At 67.9% G+C, this 15,084-nt stretch carries 15 protein-coding genes and 2 tRNA genes; 6 read left to right on the top strand and 11 right to left on the bottom strand.

Going from position 1 to position 15,084, the window contains the following annotated elements; all coding sequences use genetic code 11:
- Nucleotides 1-34: 34 nt before the first annotated feature.
- The 3 genes from fumC to AC5LXX_RS05315 form a co-directional block, all read right to left on the bottom strand.
- Nucleotides 35-1,429 (bottom strand): class II fumarate hydratase, encoded by a 1,395-nt coding sequence (gene fumC / locus AC5LXX_RS05305; protein WP_493410718.1) that lies wholly within the window; start codon nucleotides 1,427-1,429, stop codon nucleotides 35-37.
- 174 nt (nucleotides 1,430-1,603) lie between these two features.
- Nucleotides 1,604-2,992, bottom strand: coding sequence for a multidrug efflux MATE transporter NorM (norM, locus tag AC5LXX_RS05310; protein WP_493410719.1), 1,389 nt, complete (start codon nucleotides 2,990-2,992; stop codon nucleotides 1,604-1,606).
- Nucleotides 2,993-3,323: 331 nt separating this feature from the next.
- On the bottom strand, nucleotides 3,324-3,542 hold the full coding sequence (locus AC5LXX_RS05315) for an RNA-binding S4 domain-containing protein (RefSeq protein WP_124456049.1): 219 nt from the start codon (nucleotides 3,540-3,542) through the stop codon (nucleotides 3,324-3,326).
- A gap of 270 nt (nucleotides 3,543-3,812) precedes the next feature.
- Here AC5LXX_RS05315 and AC5LXX_RS05320 point away from each other — a divergent pair, with 270 nt between their 5' ends.
- The gene (locus tag AC5LXX_RS05320; protein ID WP_493402618.1) at nucleotides 3,813-4,214 is read left to right on the top strand and encodes a hypothetical protein; all 402 of its coding nucleotides are present in this window, start codon (nucleotides 3,813-3,815) and stop codon (nucleotides 4,212-4,214) included.
- A 130-nt stretch (nucleotides 4,215-4,344) separates the two neighbouring features.
- On the opposite strand, the gene AC5LXX_RS05325 is transcribed toward AC5LXX_RS05320, so the two are convergent.
- The 8 genes from AC5LXX_RS05325 to fdxA all read right to left on the bottom strand — a co-directional run bounded on the left by AC5LXX_RS05325 (nucleotide 4,345) and on the right by fdxA (nucleotide 8,755).
- Entirely contained in the window at nucleotides 4,345-5,130 is a 786-nt protein-coding gene (locus AC5LXX_RS05325; protein ID WP_493410720.1) for a DUF4088 family protein, read from the bottom strand.
- Nucleotides 5,131-5,290: 160 nt separating this feature from the next.
- Entirely contained in the window at nucleotides 5,291-5,629 is a 339-nt protein-coding gene (locus tag AC5LXX_RS05330) for an AzlD domain-containing protein (RefSeq protein WP_493410721.1), read from the bottom strand.
- On the bottom strand, nucleotides 5,626-6,378 hold the full coding sequence (locus AC5LXX_RS05335) for an AzlC family ABC transporter permease (protein ID WP_493410722.1): 753 nt from the start codon (nucleotides 6,376-6,378) through the stop codon (nucleotides 5,626-5,628). Before AC5LXX_RS05335 ends, AC5LXX_RS05330 begins: the two co-directional genes overlap by 4 nt.
- A 146-nt stretch (nucleotides 6,379-6,524) precedes the next feature.
- A complete protein-coding gene (locus tag AC5LXX_RS05340) occupies nucleotides 6,525-7,430 on the bottom strand; it encodes an AraC family transcriptional regulator (RefSeq protein WP_493410723.1) in 906 nt (301 codons plus the stop codon).
- Between the two features lie 62 nt (nucleotides 7,431-7,492).
- Nucleotides 7,493-7,978, bottom strand: a complete 486-nt coding sequence (locus AC5LXX_RS05345) for a CreA family protein (protein WP_493410724.1) — start codon at nucleotides 7,976-7,978, stop codon at nucleotides 7,493-7,495.
- 127 nt (nucleotides 7,979-8,105) lie between these two features.
- Nucleotides 8,106-8,181 (bottom strand) — tRNA-Asn (locus AC5LXX_RS05350).
- 71 nt (nucleotides 8,182-8,252) lie between these two features.
- Nucleotides 8,253-8,328, bottom strand: a tRNA-Asn gene (locus AC5LXX_RS05355).
- 103 nt (nucleotides 8,329-8,431) lie between these two features.
- Nucleotides 8,432-8,755: a ferredoxin FdxA gene (fdxA, locus tag AC5LXX_RS05360; RefSeq protein ID WP_059235411.1), complete on the bottom strand. Its 324-nt coding sequence runs from the start codon at nucleotides 8,753-8,755 to the stop codon at nucleotides 8,432-8,434.
- A gap of 267 nt (nucleotides 8,756-9,022) precedes the next feature.
- Between fdxA and pncB the strand changes: the two genes are divergently transcribed.
- From pncB to AC5LXX_RS05385, 5 genes are all read left to right on the top strand, one after another.
- Nucleotides 9,023-10,222: a nicotinate phosphoribosyltransferase gene (pncB, locus tag AC5LXX_RS05365; protein ID WP_124456041.1), complete on the top strand. Its 1,200-nt coding sequence runs from the start codon at nucleotides 9,023-9,025 to the stop codon at nucleotides 10,220-10,222.
- A gap of 88 nt (nucleotides 10,223-10,310) precedes the next feature.
- Nucleotides 10,311-10,973: a LutC/YkgG family protein gene (locus AC5LXX_RS05370; protein ID WP_124456040.1), complete on the top strand. Its 663-nt coding sequence runs from the start codon at nucleotides 10,311-10,313 to the stop codon at nucleotides 10,971-10,973.
- A gap of 43 nt (nucleotides 10,974-11,016) precedes the next feature.
- A complete protein-coding gene (locus AC5LXX_RS05375) occupies nucleotides 11,017-12,447 on the top strand; it encodes a sodium:proton antiporter (RefSeq protein ID WP_493410725.1) in 1,431 nt (476 codons plus the stop codon).
- 81 nt (nucleotides 12,448-12,528) lie between these two features.
- Entirely contained in the window at nucleotides 12,529-13,518 is a 990-nt protein-coding gene (locus AC5LXX_RS05380) for a 2-hydroxyacid dehydrogenase (protein WP_493410726.1), read from the top strand.
- Nucleotides 13,515-14,993, top strand: a complete 1,479-nt coding sequence (locus AC5LXX_RS05385; RefSeq protein WP_493410727.1) for a DNA recombination protein RmuC — start codon at nucleotides 13,515-13,517, stop codon at nucleotides 14,991-14,993. Before AC5LXX_RS05380 ends, AC5LXX_RS05385 begins: the two co-directional genes overlap by 4 nt.
- Nucleotides 14,994-15,084 lie beyond the last annotated feature (91 nt).

A 15,084-nucleotide genomic window follows, 5' to 3' on the forward strand; every position in this document is an offset into this window, starting at 1 on the left:
GGGCGCCGCGCTCGCCGCGCCCGCCGTCCTGCCTTTACCGCGTCCCGATCATCTGTTCGGGGCGCACCCACGCATCGAATTCCGCCTCGGTCAGGTAGCCGAGCGCGAGCGCGGCCGCCTTCAGCGTCGTGCCCTCCTTGTGCGCCTTCTTCGCGATCTGCGCGGACTTGTCGTAGCCGATGTGCGGATTGAGCGCCGTCACGAGCATCAGCGATTCGTTCAGCAGCAGGTCGATCCGCGAACGGTTCGGCTCGATGCCCACCGCGCAGTGATCGTTGAAGCTCTGCGCGCCGTCGGCGAGCAGTCGCACCGACTGCAGCACGTTGTGCGCGATCATCGGCCGGAACACGTTCAGCTCGAAATTGCCGCTCGCACCGCCGACGTTGACCGCGACATCATTGCCGAACACCTGGCAGCACAGCATCGTCACGGCCTCCGACTGCGTCGGGTTCACCTTGCCCGGCATGATCGAGCTGCCCGGTTCGTTCTCCGGAATCGACAGTTCGCCGAGCCCGCAGCGCGGGCCGCTCGCGAGCCAGCGCACGTCGTTCGCGATCTTCATCAGGCCGGCCGCGACCGTCTTCAGCGCACCGTGCGCGAACACCAGCGCGTCAGCGGCCGCCATCACCTCGAACTTGCTCGGCGCCGTCACGAACGGCAGCTTCGTGAGCCGGCCGATTTCGTCGGCGACGCGCACCGCGAACTCCGGATGCGCATTCAGTCCGGTGCCGACCGCGGTACCGCCGAGCGCGAGCTCGTACAGGTGCGGCAGCGCCGATTCGACGTGACGGATGCCCTGGTCGAGCTGCGCGACATAGCCGGAAAATTCCTGGCCGAGCGTGAGCGGCGTCGCGTCCTGCAGGTGCGTGCGGCCGATCTTCACGATGTCGGCGAACGCCTTCGACTTCGCGTCGAGCGTCGTGCGCAGCGTGCGCAATGCCGGCAGCAGGTGGTTGACGATCGCGTAGGCGGCCGCGACGTGCATCGCGGTCGGGAACACGTCGTTCGACGACTGGCCGCGGTTCACGTCGTCGTTCGGATGCACCTTGCGCGCTTCGCCGCGCTCGCCGCCCATCAGCTCGCTCGCCCGATTCGCGATCACCTCGTTGAGGTTCATGTTGGTCTGCGTGCCGGAGCCCGTCTGCCACACCGCGAGCGGGAATTCGCGCGGATGCTTGCCGGCGATGATCTCGTCGGCCGCGTCGATGATCGCGCGCGCCTTGTCGTCTGCGAGCACGCCGAGCGACTGGTTGACGGCCGCCGCGGCGCGCTTGACGATCGCCAGCGCGTGGATCAGCTCGGGCGACTGCTTCTCGGTCGAGATCCGGAAATTCTGCAGCGAGCGCTCGGTTTGCGCGCCCCAAAGGCGGTCGGCCGGCACGGCGATCTCGCCGAACGTGTCGCGTTCCATCCGAACTGCTTCGTTCATGATGCACTCCTCCAGGAAAGGGGAAAGGCCGCGCGTCGTCGCGCGGCGTCAGACGTATCGTGAGGCAGTCGCGCCGCTCGCGCGGCGTCTTGAGGGGTTCAACCGACAAGCATAGCGCCGGCCGCGATTTCGCGTCGTGTCGCGCCTAGGGCCCGTTATTAGCGTGAATAGGCCCTAGTGCGCCGCCGCAATCAGCGACGCGGTCTTGCGGTGAAAGCGCCAGGCCATCAGCGCGGCGACGCTCGCGAGGCCGGCCGCGAGCCCCCACCACAGGCCGCGTGCGCCGAGGCCCGCGTGGAACGCGAACCAGTAGCCGGTCGGAAAGCCGATGCCCCAGTAGCCGAAGGTCGCGGCGAGCATCGGGATGCGCGTGTCCTTCAGGCCGCGCAGCGCGCCCGACCCGACGGTCTGCATCCCGTCGACGATCTGGAACACCGCGGCGATGCCGAGCAGCGACGCGGCGAGCGACACCGTGGCGGCGTTGGCCGGGTCGTCGAGGTGCAGGTACAGGCCGACGATCGTATGCGGTGCGACGATCATCACGACGCCCGACAGCGACATGAATGCGACGCCGAGCGCGAGCGCGACGAAGCCCGCGTGCCGTGCGGCGACGGGCGAGCCCGCGCCGACCCAGTAGCCGACACGCACGTTGGCGGCCTGGCCGATCGCGAGCGGCACCATGAACGACACCGACGCGACGTTCAGCGCGATCTGGTGCGCGGCCAGCGACGTCGCGCCCAGCACGCCGACCGTGAGGCCGGTGGCGAGGAACAGCGTCGATTCGACCCCGTACGTGATCGCGACGGGCCAGCCGATGCCGATCAGTTCGCCCATCACGGGCAGCTTCGGGCGCGACGCGGTCACGAAATGGCGGAAGCGCTGCCGGCCGTGCAGCAGCCAGATCAGCGCGAGCGCGGTGAGCCAGATCGTGATCGTCGTCGCGACCGCCGAGCCGAGAAAACCGAGGCGCGGCAGCCCGAATGCGCCGTGGATCAGCCCGTAGTTCAGCACGCCGTTGACGCCGACGCCGCCGATCGACACCCACAGCAGCCGCTTTGCGGCGCCGATCGCCGGCAGGAACGCGCGCATCAGCCCGACGCCGATCAGGCTGCCGAGCGCCGCGTAGCGCAGGATGCCCGTGTATTCGCCGACGTGATGCGCGAGCAGCGGCGGCTCGTGGAACATCAGCAGGATCGATTCGGACAGCGACAGCGCGACGATCGCCGGAATCGCGAGCAGCACGGACAGCGCGAAGCCGGTCCAGTAGATGTGCGGCACGCGGTCCTCGGCCTGCGCGCCGCGCGCGTGCGCGACGCTCACGCTGACCGACGACAGCACGCCCTGCAGGATGGTCACGATGACGAAGAAGAAGTTCGCGCCGAGCCCGCCCGCGGCGAGCGAATCGGGGCCGAGCGAACCGAGCAGCACCGTGTCGGTGACGCTCATCGCCATCTGCGAAAGTTGGGCGATCGCGAGCGGCGCGGCGAGACGCGCGGTATCGGCGGCGTGACTGGAGAGCGACGGCGGCGCAATGACCGTCCGCGTAAGACCGGAATGCGACATGGAATGGGCGCTCGCGCGGGTGCGGGCCCGCGCTATATGTATTTATTTTGAGAGACGCTAGCTTACGGCTTTATTCAAACCGTGTCGAACGCGTGCGCCGATGGCCATGTCGCGGACAGGGGGAACGCGCGAGTGCTAGGGCCTGTTCACGCTAATAACGGGCTTGCGCTGGCCCCACGAATGAATTTTCCAAAAAACAGGGGAACGTGCCTTGCCGGCTGCACTGCGGCGTCGATCGTCGCTTGTTTGGCGCGGCCAAACGGCGCTCCTCCCTCCTTGCATTGCGACCGGCAAGGCACGTTCGCAAGCCCGTTATTAGCGTGAACAGGCCCTAGGCCTCGCGCACCGCGATGCGCGTGTCGCCGAGCAGCACGACCTGGCCCGCGCGGATCTTGCAGGTCTTGCGCAGCTCGACGTTGCCGTCGACTTTCACCGCGCCGGACGCGACGATCAGCTTCGCGGTGCCGCCGCTGTCCGCGAGGCCGGTGATCTTGAGAAGGTTGTGCAGCTCGACGTATTCGCCGGTCAGCGTGAAATCCAGATTGGGCATGACGAAGAAGGTGCGCAGGGCGCGGGAGGAAACGCTCCGCATCATACGGCACCGCGGGCCGGCACGCGAGCGCGGGCCGCCGCGGCACGCAGTTGTTAAGGACTGTGAGCGATTCGTCAGCAAATGAAACGGTGGGTAACAGTCTGAGAGATTCGAGAACCGGCCGGGCGCGCCGCGGGTCTTTTGTCGTACCTGCTGCGTGTTGCGGCGGGGGACGCGACGGACCGCATCGATGCGGTCCGGGCTCACAACTTCTCGAGGAGAATTGCCATGTCCAAGATTCGTACGATGCTGATCGGTGCCGCGCTGACGGCGTTCGCCACTTCGGCCGCATTTGCCCAGACGGGCACGGCGGCGCAGGGTGCGGCCGGTGCCGGCGTGCAGGCGCAGGCTCCGGCGGCAGGTGTCGGTGCCGGCGTGCAGGGCGGTGCCGGCGCGAACGCGTCGGGCAACGCGGTCGGCGGTGCCACGGATGCGGTCGGCGCGGCAGCCGACGGTGCGAAGGATTCGGCGTCGTCGGCCGTCCATTCGGCCAAGAAGCACACGAAGCATGCCGCGAAGTCGGCCAAGGGCCACGTCGGCGCAGCCAAGGCGAAGGCCGGGGAAGCGACCGAAGGCGGCGCGTCGGTCGGCGCGGAGGGCGGTGCATCGGCCCAGGGCGCCACGCAGTAAGCGGCGCCTGGCGCCGCGTGACGCTCGCCCCCTGGGCGTCGCGCCGGAGGCCATCCGACGGCCCGGTTCGCTTTGCGCGAACCGGGCCGTTTTCATGGGTTCATGCTTTCGGCGGGAGGGCGGGGCGCGGTCACGGCCGGCGCTGTCCTGGCCCCTGTCCCTGTTGCCCTTGCGCCGGTCGCACGGCGGCCGGCGTGAACACGCCGCGCAGCCATGCGGCGAGCCGCGCGAAGACGTCGTACGGTTCCTCGACGAAGATCTCGGGCTTCAGCAGCCGCAGGTATTCCATGATCTGCTGCGCTTCCTGCTTCTGGAACGAGCCATGCGCGAGCCCGAGCCGCAGCAGCCCGCGCAGTTCGCCGAGCTTGTCGCGCGCGGTGCTGCCGACGCTCATCTCGCACGCGAGCTTGGCCTCGTAAATGCGCTGGCGCAACGATTCGGCGAGCCGCCACGCGGGCGTCTGCATCAGTTCCTCGAGCGCCTGGATGTCCTGCGCGGCGCCCTTAATCTGCGATGCAAGCGGGTCGATCAGCGACGGGTCGCCCTGCGCTTCGGCGACGATCGCCTTCGCCCAGTCGCGGCATGCTTTCGCGAGTTCGTCGGGGGTCCATTCGGAGCGCGATGCGAAGCCGAAGCCGAATTCGCCGGCCTGTCGCATCAGGATCGCGACGACGTCCGGAAATTCCTTGTCGAGCGTGCGCTTGGCCCACGCGTACTGGCCGCCCTGCAGCATCCGCTGCACCGCGTGCTCGGTCAGCGGCACCATGTTGTCGAGCAACTTGGCGCGCAGGAAATCCTCGAACGACGGCGTCGCGAACTGCGGGTCGAGTTTCAGCGACACGCGGACGAACGCGTCATAGTCCTTGCGCAGGGACTCGAGCGTGTCGTCCTTGAGGGAAAGGGTGATCTGGCCCATGAATCGTCTCGATGGCGGCCCGCGCAAGCCGACGGCCGGCACGGCGCACCGGAGCGGGCGCAGCGTCGACTGACCGGTACGCGCCGAGGCCGGTGGCGGGTCTTCATTCCCTATATCGGCGCGCCGGGCGAAAACTTGAGCGCGCGGGTAGAGCGACCGCTCAGGCGGGCAGCCAGTGCGGGATCACGACCCCTTGCCAGAAGAAGAACACCGCGAGCCCCGCGGCGATCGTCACGAGCGGGCGGCGGGTTGCCGCCGACACGAGCACGGCGGCGAGCGCGCCGACGAGTTGCGGATTGCGCAAGGTGAGCTCGGCCGTGCCGCCGTGCGGCGAGACGGTCATCGGCACGATGATCGCCGTCAGCACGGTGACGGGCACGAAGCCGAGCGCGGTCCGCACGAGCGGCGGGAAGGTCAGCCGTTCGCCGAACAGGAACAGCGTCGAGCGAATCGCGTACGTAATGACGGCCATGCCGAGGATCAGCAGCGCGTAGCTCATGATGCGACCTCCGTGCGCGAGCCGGTGCGCGTGCGTTCGTGCAGCAGCGTGAGCACGACGCCGATCGCGACGCCGGCGGCGACCGCGCCGAGCAACCCGAGCTTGTACGGCCAGTCCTGCCAGAAGTACGCAAGCGTGCCGGCCGTCGCGGCCGCCGCGAAATAGCGCAGCGTGCCGAGCTGCGGGACGACGATCGCGATGAAGGTGGCCGCCATCGCGAAATCGAGGCCGAGCGACTGCAGGCCCGGGAACGCCGCGCCAAAGCCGATGCCGGCGAGCGTCCAGACCTGCCAGTTCAGGTACATCGCGAGCCCGGAGCCGAAAAAGTAGTGGGGGCCGATCGTGCCGGGCGCGAAGTGCCGGTAGTGCGCATAGGCGACCGCGAACACCTCGTCGGTCATCAACGCGCCGAGCGTCGCGCGCCAGCGCAGCGGCAGGTGCGCGACATAGGGTGCGAGCGTCGCGCTGTACAGCAGGTGGCGCAGGTTCACGATCAGCGTGGTCGCGAGCACGACGACGAAGCTCGCGCTGCCGGCGATCAGGCCGAGCGCGATGAATTGCGCGGAGCCCGCGAACACGGCGAGCGACATCAGCGCGCCGTGCCATGCGGCGAGCGGGCCGCCGCCGACGAGCGTGCCGAAAATCACGCCGAACGGTGCTGCGCCGATCATCATCGGAATCGTGTCGCGCGCGCCGTCGAGCCATTCGTTGAGCGGGCGGCGAGGCGGCGATGCGGGTGTCGGGTTCAAAGGGTCTCCTCCATGAACAGGAGGATAGCCAGCGGACGGCGAGCCGGCTTGTATGTTCTTGCGCTCGCGGAATCGGGCCGGCGCGATGCCCGGGTGCCGGCCGGCGCCGGATGGCGGCGCGGTTGCCCGCTGCCGGGCGCCGCGCGTCAGCTCGCCTGCCAGCGCCCGGGCGGTACGCCGAACATCCGTTTGAAATGTCGCGTGAAGTGGCTCTGGTCGACGAAGCCGCTGGCCGCCGCGACGTCGGCGACGGGCACGCCCGCGCGCAGCGGCGCCAGCGCGCGCTGCAGCCGCAGCTGGTTGCGCCATGCATGCGGCGGCATGCCGGTCGTACGCGTGAACAGGCGCGCCGCGTGGAACGGCGACAGGCCGGCCGCCTGCGCGACGTCGTCGAGCGTCACCGTGGACAGCAGGTCGCCAGCGAGCCGCTCGCGCATGGCGTCGACGCGTGGTTCGTCGGCCGCGAGCGGCGCCGGTTGCGGCCGCACGTCGGCGTGGCGCGCGATCAACGTCGACAGCGCGTCGAGCATCGCGGTTTCGGCGGCGAGCGGGTCGTAGATGCGTGGTGCGTCGGGCGCTGGATCATCCGCCGGCTGCCCGCGCGCATGCGCCTGCGACGACAGAGCGCGTTCGCTGCCGGCTTCCATCATCCGGTGCGCCAGCGTGAGCCGGGCCGCGAGATCGGCGTCGCGAATCACGCCGGGCGCAAACCACGGCGCATCCTGCGGGCGGCCGGCGATCTCGCTTGCGAGTGCGTGGATGAATTCCACCGGCATGTAGCTGACGCGATAGCACCAGCCTTCGTCGGTGGCACGCGACCCTGTATGCACTTCGCCGGGATTGATCACGGGCACGGTGCCCGTTTCGGCGACATAGCCGGCGCCGCGATAGGTGAAGCGTTCCGCGCCTTCGAGGATCACGGGGATCGTGTACGCGTCGTGCCAGTGAGGCGCGAACGCGTGATCGCGATAGGTGGCCGTGAGCAGATCCGCGTCCGGCAGCAGCGGCGTGCGCCAGTAGCGTGCGGCGTCGGGAAGGCGGGTGGCGGACATGATCGGGCGCGGGAGCGGTCGAACCGACAGTGTATCGCTCGCGCGCCCGGCCGGTGTGCGCGTTACTTGACCGGAATCGTCGTGCCGGCCGGCATCGGCACCGCGGTGACGGCGTTCTTCGGGCTGCCGCTGACGATGCGGTCGCTGTAGGTCAGGTAGACGATCGTGTTGCGCTTCGTGTCGACGACGCGCACGACGTGCAGCGTCTTGAAGATGAACGACATGCGCTCGCTGAACACGTCGGTCTGCTGCTTGAGCGGCTCCTTGAAGCTGATCGGGCCGACCTGCCGGCACGCGATCGACGCTTCGCTCGGATCCTCGGCGACGCCGAGCGTGCCCTTGATCCCGCCGGTGCGGGCGCGCGACACGTAGCAGGTCACGCCGTTCACGACCGGATCGTCATACGCTTCGACGACCACGCGGTCGGAGCCCGTGACGCGGAAATGGGTGTTGACGCTGCCGACTTCCTCCGCGTGCGCGAGCGGCGCCGCGGCGAATGCGGAAAACAGGAGGGCGAACGGGGCGGAGCGGAGGAGGCGTTGCTTCATCGACGGAACCGGATGCGAATGCGGGACAGAGACTCTAGCACGCGCGTGACCGGGCGATGAAAGGCGGAGAAGCGAGCGGGCGGCCGGAAAAACAAAAGGCCCGTCGAATGACGGGCCTTTCGCTGTCTGGCTCCCCGACCTGGGCTCGAACCAGGGACCTACGGATTAACAGTCCGGCGCTCTACCGACTGAGCTATCGGGGAATAAATCGGTACATCTGCATGTGTTGTTTCCAACAAAAAACCCGTCCACTTTCAACGGGCCTTTGTGTTTTTGGCTCCCCGACCTGGGCTCGAACCAGGGACCTACGGATTAACAGTCCGGCGCTCTACCGACTGAGCTATCGGGGAACAAACAACAACAGCAGAGAAACGAGATTGTATGGAGTGGTCGCTAACCTGTCAATACTTTTGGGCCACGATGCACAAAATTTTTTTCGCGCCCGCTGCGCGATCAGCGCTCGAGCAGGTGCAGCTTCTCCTGCACGTCCTTCCACTCGTCCGCGTCGGCCGGTGCCGGCTTGGTCTTCGTGATCGACGGCCAGCCCTTTGCCAGCTCGGCATTCAGCTCGGTGAACTGCTGCTGGTCGCCCGGAACGTCTTCTTCGGCATAGATCGCATTGGTCGGGCACTCGGCGACGCACACAGCGCAGTCGATGCACTCGTCCGGATCGATGGCGAGAAAGTTGGGACCTTCACGGAAGCAATCCACCGGGCACACATCCACGCAGTCCGTGTATTTGCACTTGATGCAGCCTTCGGTCACAACGTGAGTCATTAAAACGCTCCTGCTTGGCGGTATATATGGGGTGGCGTTTGCGCCAAAAGCGGCATTGTAACTGAAGCGCAAAACCCGCATGGCGTGGTCGGCTATCCGGCTTATATCGTTTCGTGATTAGTTTATGGGGTGCGCAAAGCGGATGCCCGCACGCGGGGCGGCGGGCGGTTTCACGATGGTCGGCCCCGCATTCGGGTAACATGGCCGACAGACCGGGCGGCGCGCGGTGCGCCGGGGCCCTGTCACGATATTGGCGGTGCCGTAAACATGATCATCACTTCGCTGCTCGACACGGATCTCTACAAGTTCACGATGATGCAGGTCGTCCTGCATCACTTTCCCGCCGCAAACGTCGAATACCGTTTCCGGTGCCGCACGCCGGGCGTCGACCTCGTGCCGTACATCGACGAGATTCGCGACGAGGTGCGCGGCCTGTGCGCGCTGCGCTTTTCCGACGTCGAACTCGACTACCTGCGGCGGATGCGCTTCATCAAGAGCGATTTCGTCGACTTCCTCGCGCTGTTCCACCTGAACGAGAAATACATCTCGATCACGCCGTCGCCGAAGGGCAATGGCGAGATCGACATCGTGATCGAGGGGCCGTGGCTGCACACGATCCTGTTCGAGATCCCGGTGCTCGCGATCGTCAACGAAGTCTATTTCCGCAACACGCAGCGCGAGCCCGACTATCGCGAGGGCCGCGAGCGGCTGCGCGAGAAGATCAAGCTGCTCGGCGCGAAGCCCGAGTTCGCCGACTGCAAGATCGCCGACTACGGCACGCGCCGGCGCTTCTCGAAGGTCTGGCACGAGGAAGTCGCGCTCACGCTGCGCGACGGGCTCGGCCCGCAGTTCGCGGGCACGAGCAACGTGCTGTATGCGATGAAGCACGACATCACGCCGCTCGGCACGATGGCGCACGAGTACCTGCAGGCGTGCCAGGCGCTCGGCCCGCGGCTGCGCGATTCGCAGATCTACGGGTTCGAGATGTGGGCGAAGGAATACCGCGGCGACCTCGGGATCGCGCTGTCGGACGTCTACGGGATGGATGCGTTCCTGAACGACTTCGACATGTACTTCTGCAAGCTGTTCGACGGCGCGCGCCACGATTCGGGCGATCCGTTCGACTGGGGCGAGCGGATGCTGCGCCACTACGAGGCGAACCGCTGCGACCCGCGCACCAAGGTGCTCGTGTTCTCGGACGCACTCGACATCCCGAAGGTCATGCAGTTGTACGAACGGTTCCGCGGCCGCTGCAAGCTCGCGTTCGGCGTCGGCACGAACCTCACCAACGATCTCGGCTACGTGCCGTTGCAGATCGTGATCAAGATGGTCCGCTGCAACGGCCAGCCGGTCGCGAAGCTGTCGGATTCGCCGGGCAAGAGCATGTGCGACGACAAGGCCTATCTCGCGTACCTGCGCCAGGTGTTCGGCATCGCGCAGCCGGTCGAGGAAGACGCGTCGAAGTAGGCGTCGGCCGTTCGGCCGAAGGTGCGTGGCGGCAGGGGCGGCCGGTATAATCGGACGGAATTGCATGCCACTGTCACGAGGACCGTTCATGGACACTTCCGCTGCCCGTCGCCAGATCCTCGCGCGCATCCGCGCGGCGCAGGGGCGCGCGGCCGAACCCGATGCAGCGGAGCGCGACGGCGTCGCCGACTATCTCGCGCAGCATCCGCAGGGCCCGCGCCCGCCGGCGCCGGCCGACCTCGTCGCCGCCTTCGTCGACGAAGCGGCGCGCCTGTCGACCACGGTCGACGAAGTCGCGACGCTGGCCGACGCGCCCGCCGCCGCCGCCCGCTATCTTTCCGCTCATGGCCTGCCGGCGCAGGCCGTCGCGTGGCGCACGCTGGCCGATCTCGACTGGGCCGGCGCCGGCCTGTCGGTCGAATGCCGCAAGCCGCGCGACGGCGATCTCGTCGGCCTCACCGGCTGTTTTTGCGCGACCGCCGAAACGGGTTCGCTGGTGCTGCTGTCGGGCCCCGACACCTATGCATCGGCCGGCCTGCTGCCGGAAACCCACATTGCGATCGTACCGGCTTCGCGGATCGTCGCCGGGCATGAAGACGCGTTCGCGCTGATTCGCGCGGAGCGCGGCGAATTGCCGCGCGCGGTCAATTTCGTGTCGGGCCCGTCGCGCACGGGCGACATCGAGCAGACCATCGTACTGGGCGCGCACGGCCCGTACCGCGTGCACGTGATCGTCGTACGCGGCGCATGACGCGCCCGCTGCACCCCCTATCACTCGAACAAGGAAGTTCTGCATGAAACGACATGCCGCCTGGGCGGGCATGGCGTCGGGAATCGCGCTTGGCGCGGCGCCCGCGCTCGCATCGGCCGCCACGCTCGACGGTGCCACGCTGTCCGCACTCTGGGGCATCCCGTTTGCCGGGATCCTGCTGTCGATCGCGCTGTTCCCGCTCGTCGCGCCGGTGTTCTGGCATCACCACTTCGGCAAGATCGCGGCCGGCTGGGCGGTCGTGTTCCTGATCCCGTTCGCGTTCGCGTTCGGCGCGGGCACCGCGTTCGGCACGCTCGTGCATGCGCTGCTCGAGGAATACATTCCTTTCATCGTGCTGCTCACCGCGCTCTATACGGTCGCGGGCGGCATCTGCGTGAACGGCAACCTGCACGGCTCGCCGAAGCTGAACACCGCGATTCTCGCGCTCGGCACGCTGCTCGCGAGCGTGATGGGCACGACGGGCGCCGCGATGCTGCTGATCCGGCCGCTCCTGCGCGCGAACGACAACCGCAAGCATGTCGTGCACGTCGTGATCTTCTTCATCTTCCTCGTCGCGAATGCGGGCGGTTCGCTGTCGCCGCTCGGCGATCCGCCGCTGTTCCTCGGCTTCCTGAACGGCGTGAGCTTCTTCTGGACCACCACGCATCTCGCGCTGCCGATGCTGTTCATCTGCGTCGTGCTGCTGGCGCTGTTCTTCGCGCTCGATACGTACTTCTACCGGAAGGGCGGCGAGGAGCGGCCGGCCGCGCTCGATCCGACACCGGATGCCGCGGCGCTGTCGATCGACGGCAAGATCAACTTCGTGCTGCTCGCGGCCGTGATCGCGCTCGTGCTGATGAGCGGCGTGTGGAAGCCCGGCATCACGTTCGACGTGTGGGGCACGCACGTGGCGTTGCAGAACCTCGTGCGCGACGTCGCGCTCGTGGGCGTGACGCTCGCGTCGCTTGCGCTGACGCCGCGCTCCGCGCGCGAGGGCAACGCGTTCAACTGGGCGCCGATCGAGGAGGTCGCAAAGCTGTTTGCCGGGATCTTCGTGACGATCGCGCCGGTGATCGTGATCCTGCGCGCGGGGGCGGACGGTGCGTTCGCGCAGATCGTCCATCTCGTTACGGGGCCGGACGGCAAGCCGGTCGACGCGATGTACTTCTGGGCGACGGGCCTTCTGTCGTCGTTCCTCGACAACGCGCCGACCTATCTCGTGTTCTTCAACCTCGCGGGCGGCGATGCGCAGGCGCTGATGACGACGGGCGCATCGACGCTCGCCGCGATATCCGCGGGCGCGGTGTTCATGGGCGCGAACAGCTATATCGGCAACGCGCCAAACTTCATGGTGAAGGCGATCGCGGAGTCGCGCGGCGTGAAGATGCCGAGCTTCTTTGCGTACCTCGGCTGGGCACTCGTGATTCTGGTCCCGGTGTTCCTGCTGACGTCGCTGATCTTCTTCCCGGCGTAACCTGACGACTTTCAACCCAGCGCGGGCGATCACGGCGGCGCGACGCGCACCGCGACCGGCCCGCGGCATACGGAGATGGCGATGCAGAAGATCCTGGTCGCGCGTCCGATCTTTCCGGACGTGATCGAACGGCTCGAGCAGTATTTCGAAGTCGACTGGAACAACGGCGACGCGCTCGCGCCCGACGCGCTCGCCGCGCGTCTCGCCGACAAGGATGGCGCGCTGACGGCCGGCGACCCGGTCGGCGCGGCCACGCTCGCGGCGGCGCCGCGGCTGCGCGTCGTGGCGAACATGGCGGTCGGCTACAACAACTTCGACATGGCCGCGTTCAACGCGGCGAACGTGCTCGGCACCAACACGCCCGACGTGCTGAACGAATCGACCGCCGATTTCGGCTGGGCGCTGATGATGGCCGCCGCGCGCCGGATCGCCGAATCCGAGCACTGGCTGCGTGCCGGTCACTGGCAGAAGTGGGCGTACGACGGTTTCCTCGGCTCCGACATCTACGGCTCGACGCTCGGCGTGATCGGAATGGGCCGCATCGGCCAGGCGCTCGCGCGTCGCGCCCGCGGCTTCGGGATGCAGGTGATCTATCACAACCGTTCGCGGGTCGCACCCGAGATCGAGGCCGACCTGAATGCCGAGTATGTGTCGAAGGACGCACTGCTCGCGCGTGCCGATCACGTCGTGCTCGTGCTGCCGTACACGAAGGAGAACCATCACACGATCGGGGCGGCCGAGCTCGCGAAGATGAAGCCCACGGCGACGCTGACCAACATCGCGCGCGGCGGGATCGTCGACGATGCGGCGCTGGCTGCCGCGCTGCGCGACGGGACGATCGCCGCGGCTGGCCTCGACGTGTACGAAGGCGAGCCGACCGTGCATCCGGCGCTGCTCGAGGTGCCGAACGTCGTGCTGACGCCGCATATCGCGAGCGCGACCGAAAAGACGCGCCGCGCGATGGCGAACCTCGCCGCCGACAACCTGATCGCCGCACTGGGCGAGGGGCCGCGCGCCGGGCAGCCGCCGAATCCGATCAACCCTGACGTGATCGGGAAGCCGCGCGCATGACCATGACGTTGTTGCTTGCGGCGGTCGTCGTGCTGGCCGTCGCGCTCGCGGTGGCGATTGTCGCGCTCGTGCGCGGCGGCGGCCGTCACGACGATGCGGCGGTACTGGGCGACCAGATCGAGGACGCCGCGCATGCGCAGGCGCGTGCGGTCGAGCGCCTCGAACGCGAATTGCGCGGCGAGATCGTCGAGAACGCGCGCGGCTCGCGCACCGAGCTGGCCGGCAGCTTCGCGCAGCTTCAGCAGACGCTCGCCGCGCAGCTGACGAGCGTGGCGACCGTGCAGAACAACCAGATCGAAGGCTTCGCGCAGCAGCTCGGCAAGCTCGTCGCCGGCAATGCGCAGCAGTTCGACGCGATGCGCGAGAGCGTGCAGCGCCAGGCACAGCAGGCGCGCGAGGAGCAGACGGGTGCGCTCCGGCTGTTCGGCGACACGTTGAACCGGCAGCTCACGCAGCTGACCGAGGCGAACGACCGCCGGATCGGCGAGGTGCGCGCGACGCTCGAGCAGCGGCTGAAGGAAATCGAGACCAACAACGCGGCGAAACTCGAGGAGATGCGCCGCACCGTCGACGAGAAACTGCATGCGACGCTCGAGCAGCGTCTCGGCGAATCGTTCAAGCTCGTGTCGGACCGGCTCGAACAGGTCCATCGCGGGCTCGGCGAAATGCAGACGCTCGCGGCCGGCGTCGGCGACCTGAAGAAGGTGCTGACCAACGTGAAGACGCGCGGCACCTGGGGCGAAGTGCAGCTCGAGGCGCTGCTCGAACAGATGCTGACGCCCGACCAGTATGCGAAGAATGTCGCGACGGTGCCGAAGAGCACCGAGCGCGTCGAGTTCGCGATCCGGCTGCCGGGGCGTGACGCTGGCACGCGCGATGCGCCGCCCGTGTGGCTGCCGATCGACGCGAAATTCCCGCGCGAGGACTACGAGCGGCTGATCGATGCGCAGGAGCGCGCCGACGCGGCGGCTGTCGAGGAGGCCGCTCGTGCGCTCGAGACGCGCGTGCGGCTGGAAGCGCGCACGATCGCCGAGAAGTACGTCGCGCCGCCGCACACGACCGATTTCGCGCTGCTGTTCCTGCCGACCGAGGGGCTCTACGCGGAGATCCTGCGCCGCCCCGGCCTGACAGACCTGCTGCAGCGCGACTATCGCGTGACGGTTGCCGGGCCGACCACGCTCACGGCGCTGCTGAACAGCCTGCAGATGGGCTTCCGCACGCTCGCGATCGAGCAGCGTTCGAGCGAGGTGTGGCAGGTGCTCGGCGCGGTCAAGACGGAGTTCGGCAAGTTCGGCGACGTGCTCGCGCGCACGAAGGCGCAGCTCGAAACGGTCACGCGCTCGATCGAGTCCGCCGAGCAGCGCACGCGCGTGATGAGCCGCAAGCTGAAGCAGGTCGAGGCGCTGCCGGGCGACACGGCGGCCGGGCTGCTCGGCGCGGAAGGCGCTGACGGCGCCGATGCGGATGACGCATGATGCGTATCGCCGGCGGCAGCCGGAACGAAAAACGGGCGCATCGGCGCCCGTTTTTCTTTTGAAGCAATGTCTGATGCGATCGCCGGCGCGG

This window comes from Burkholderia torrens, from assembly GCF_984668525.1.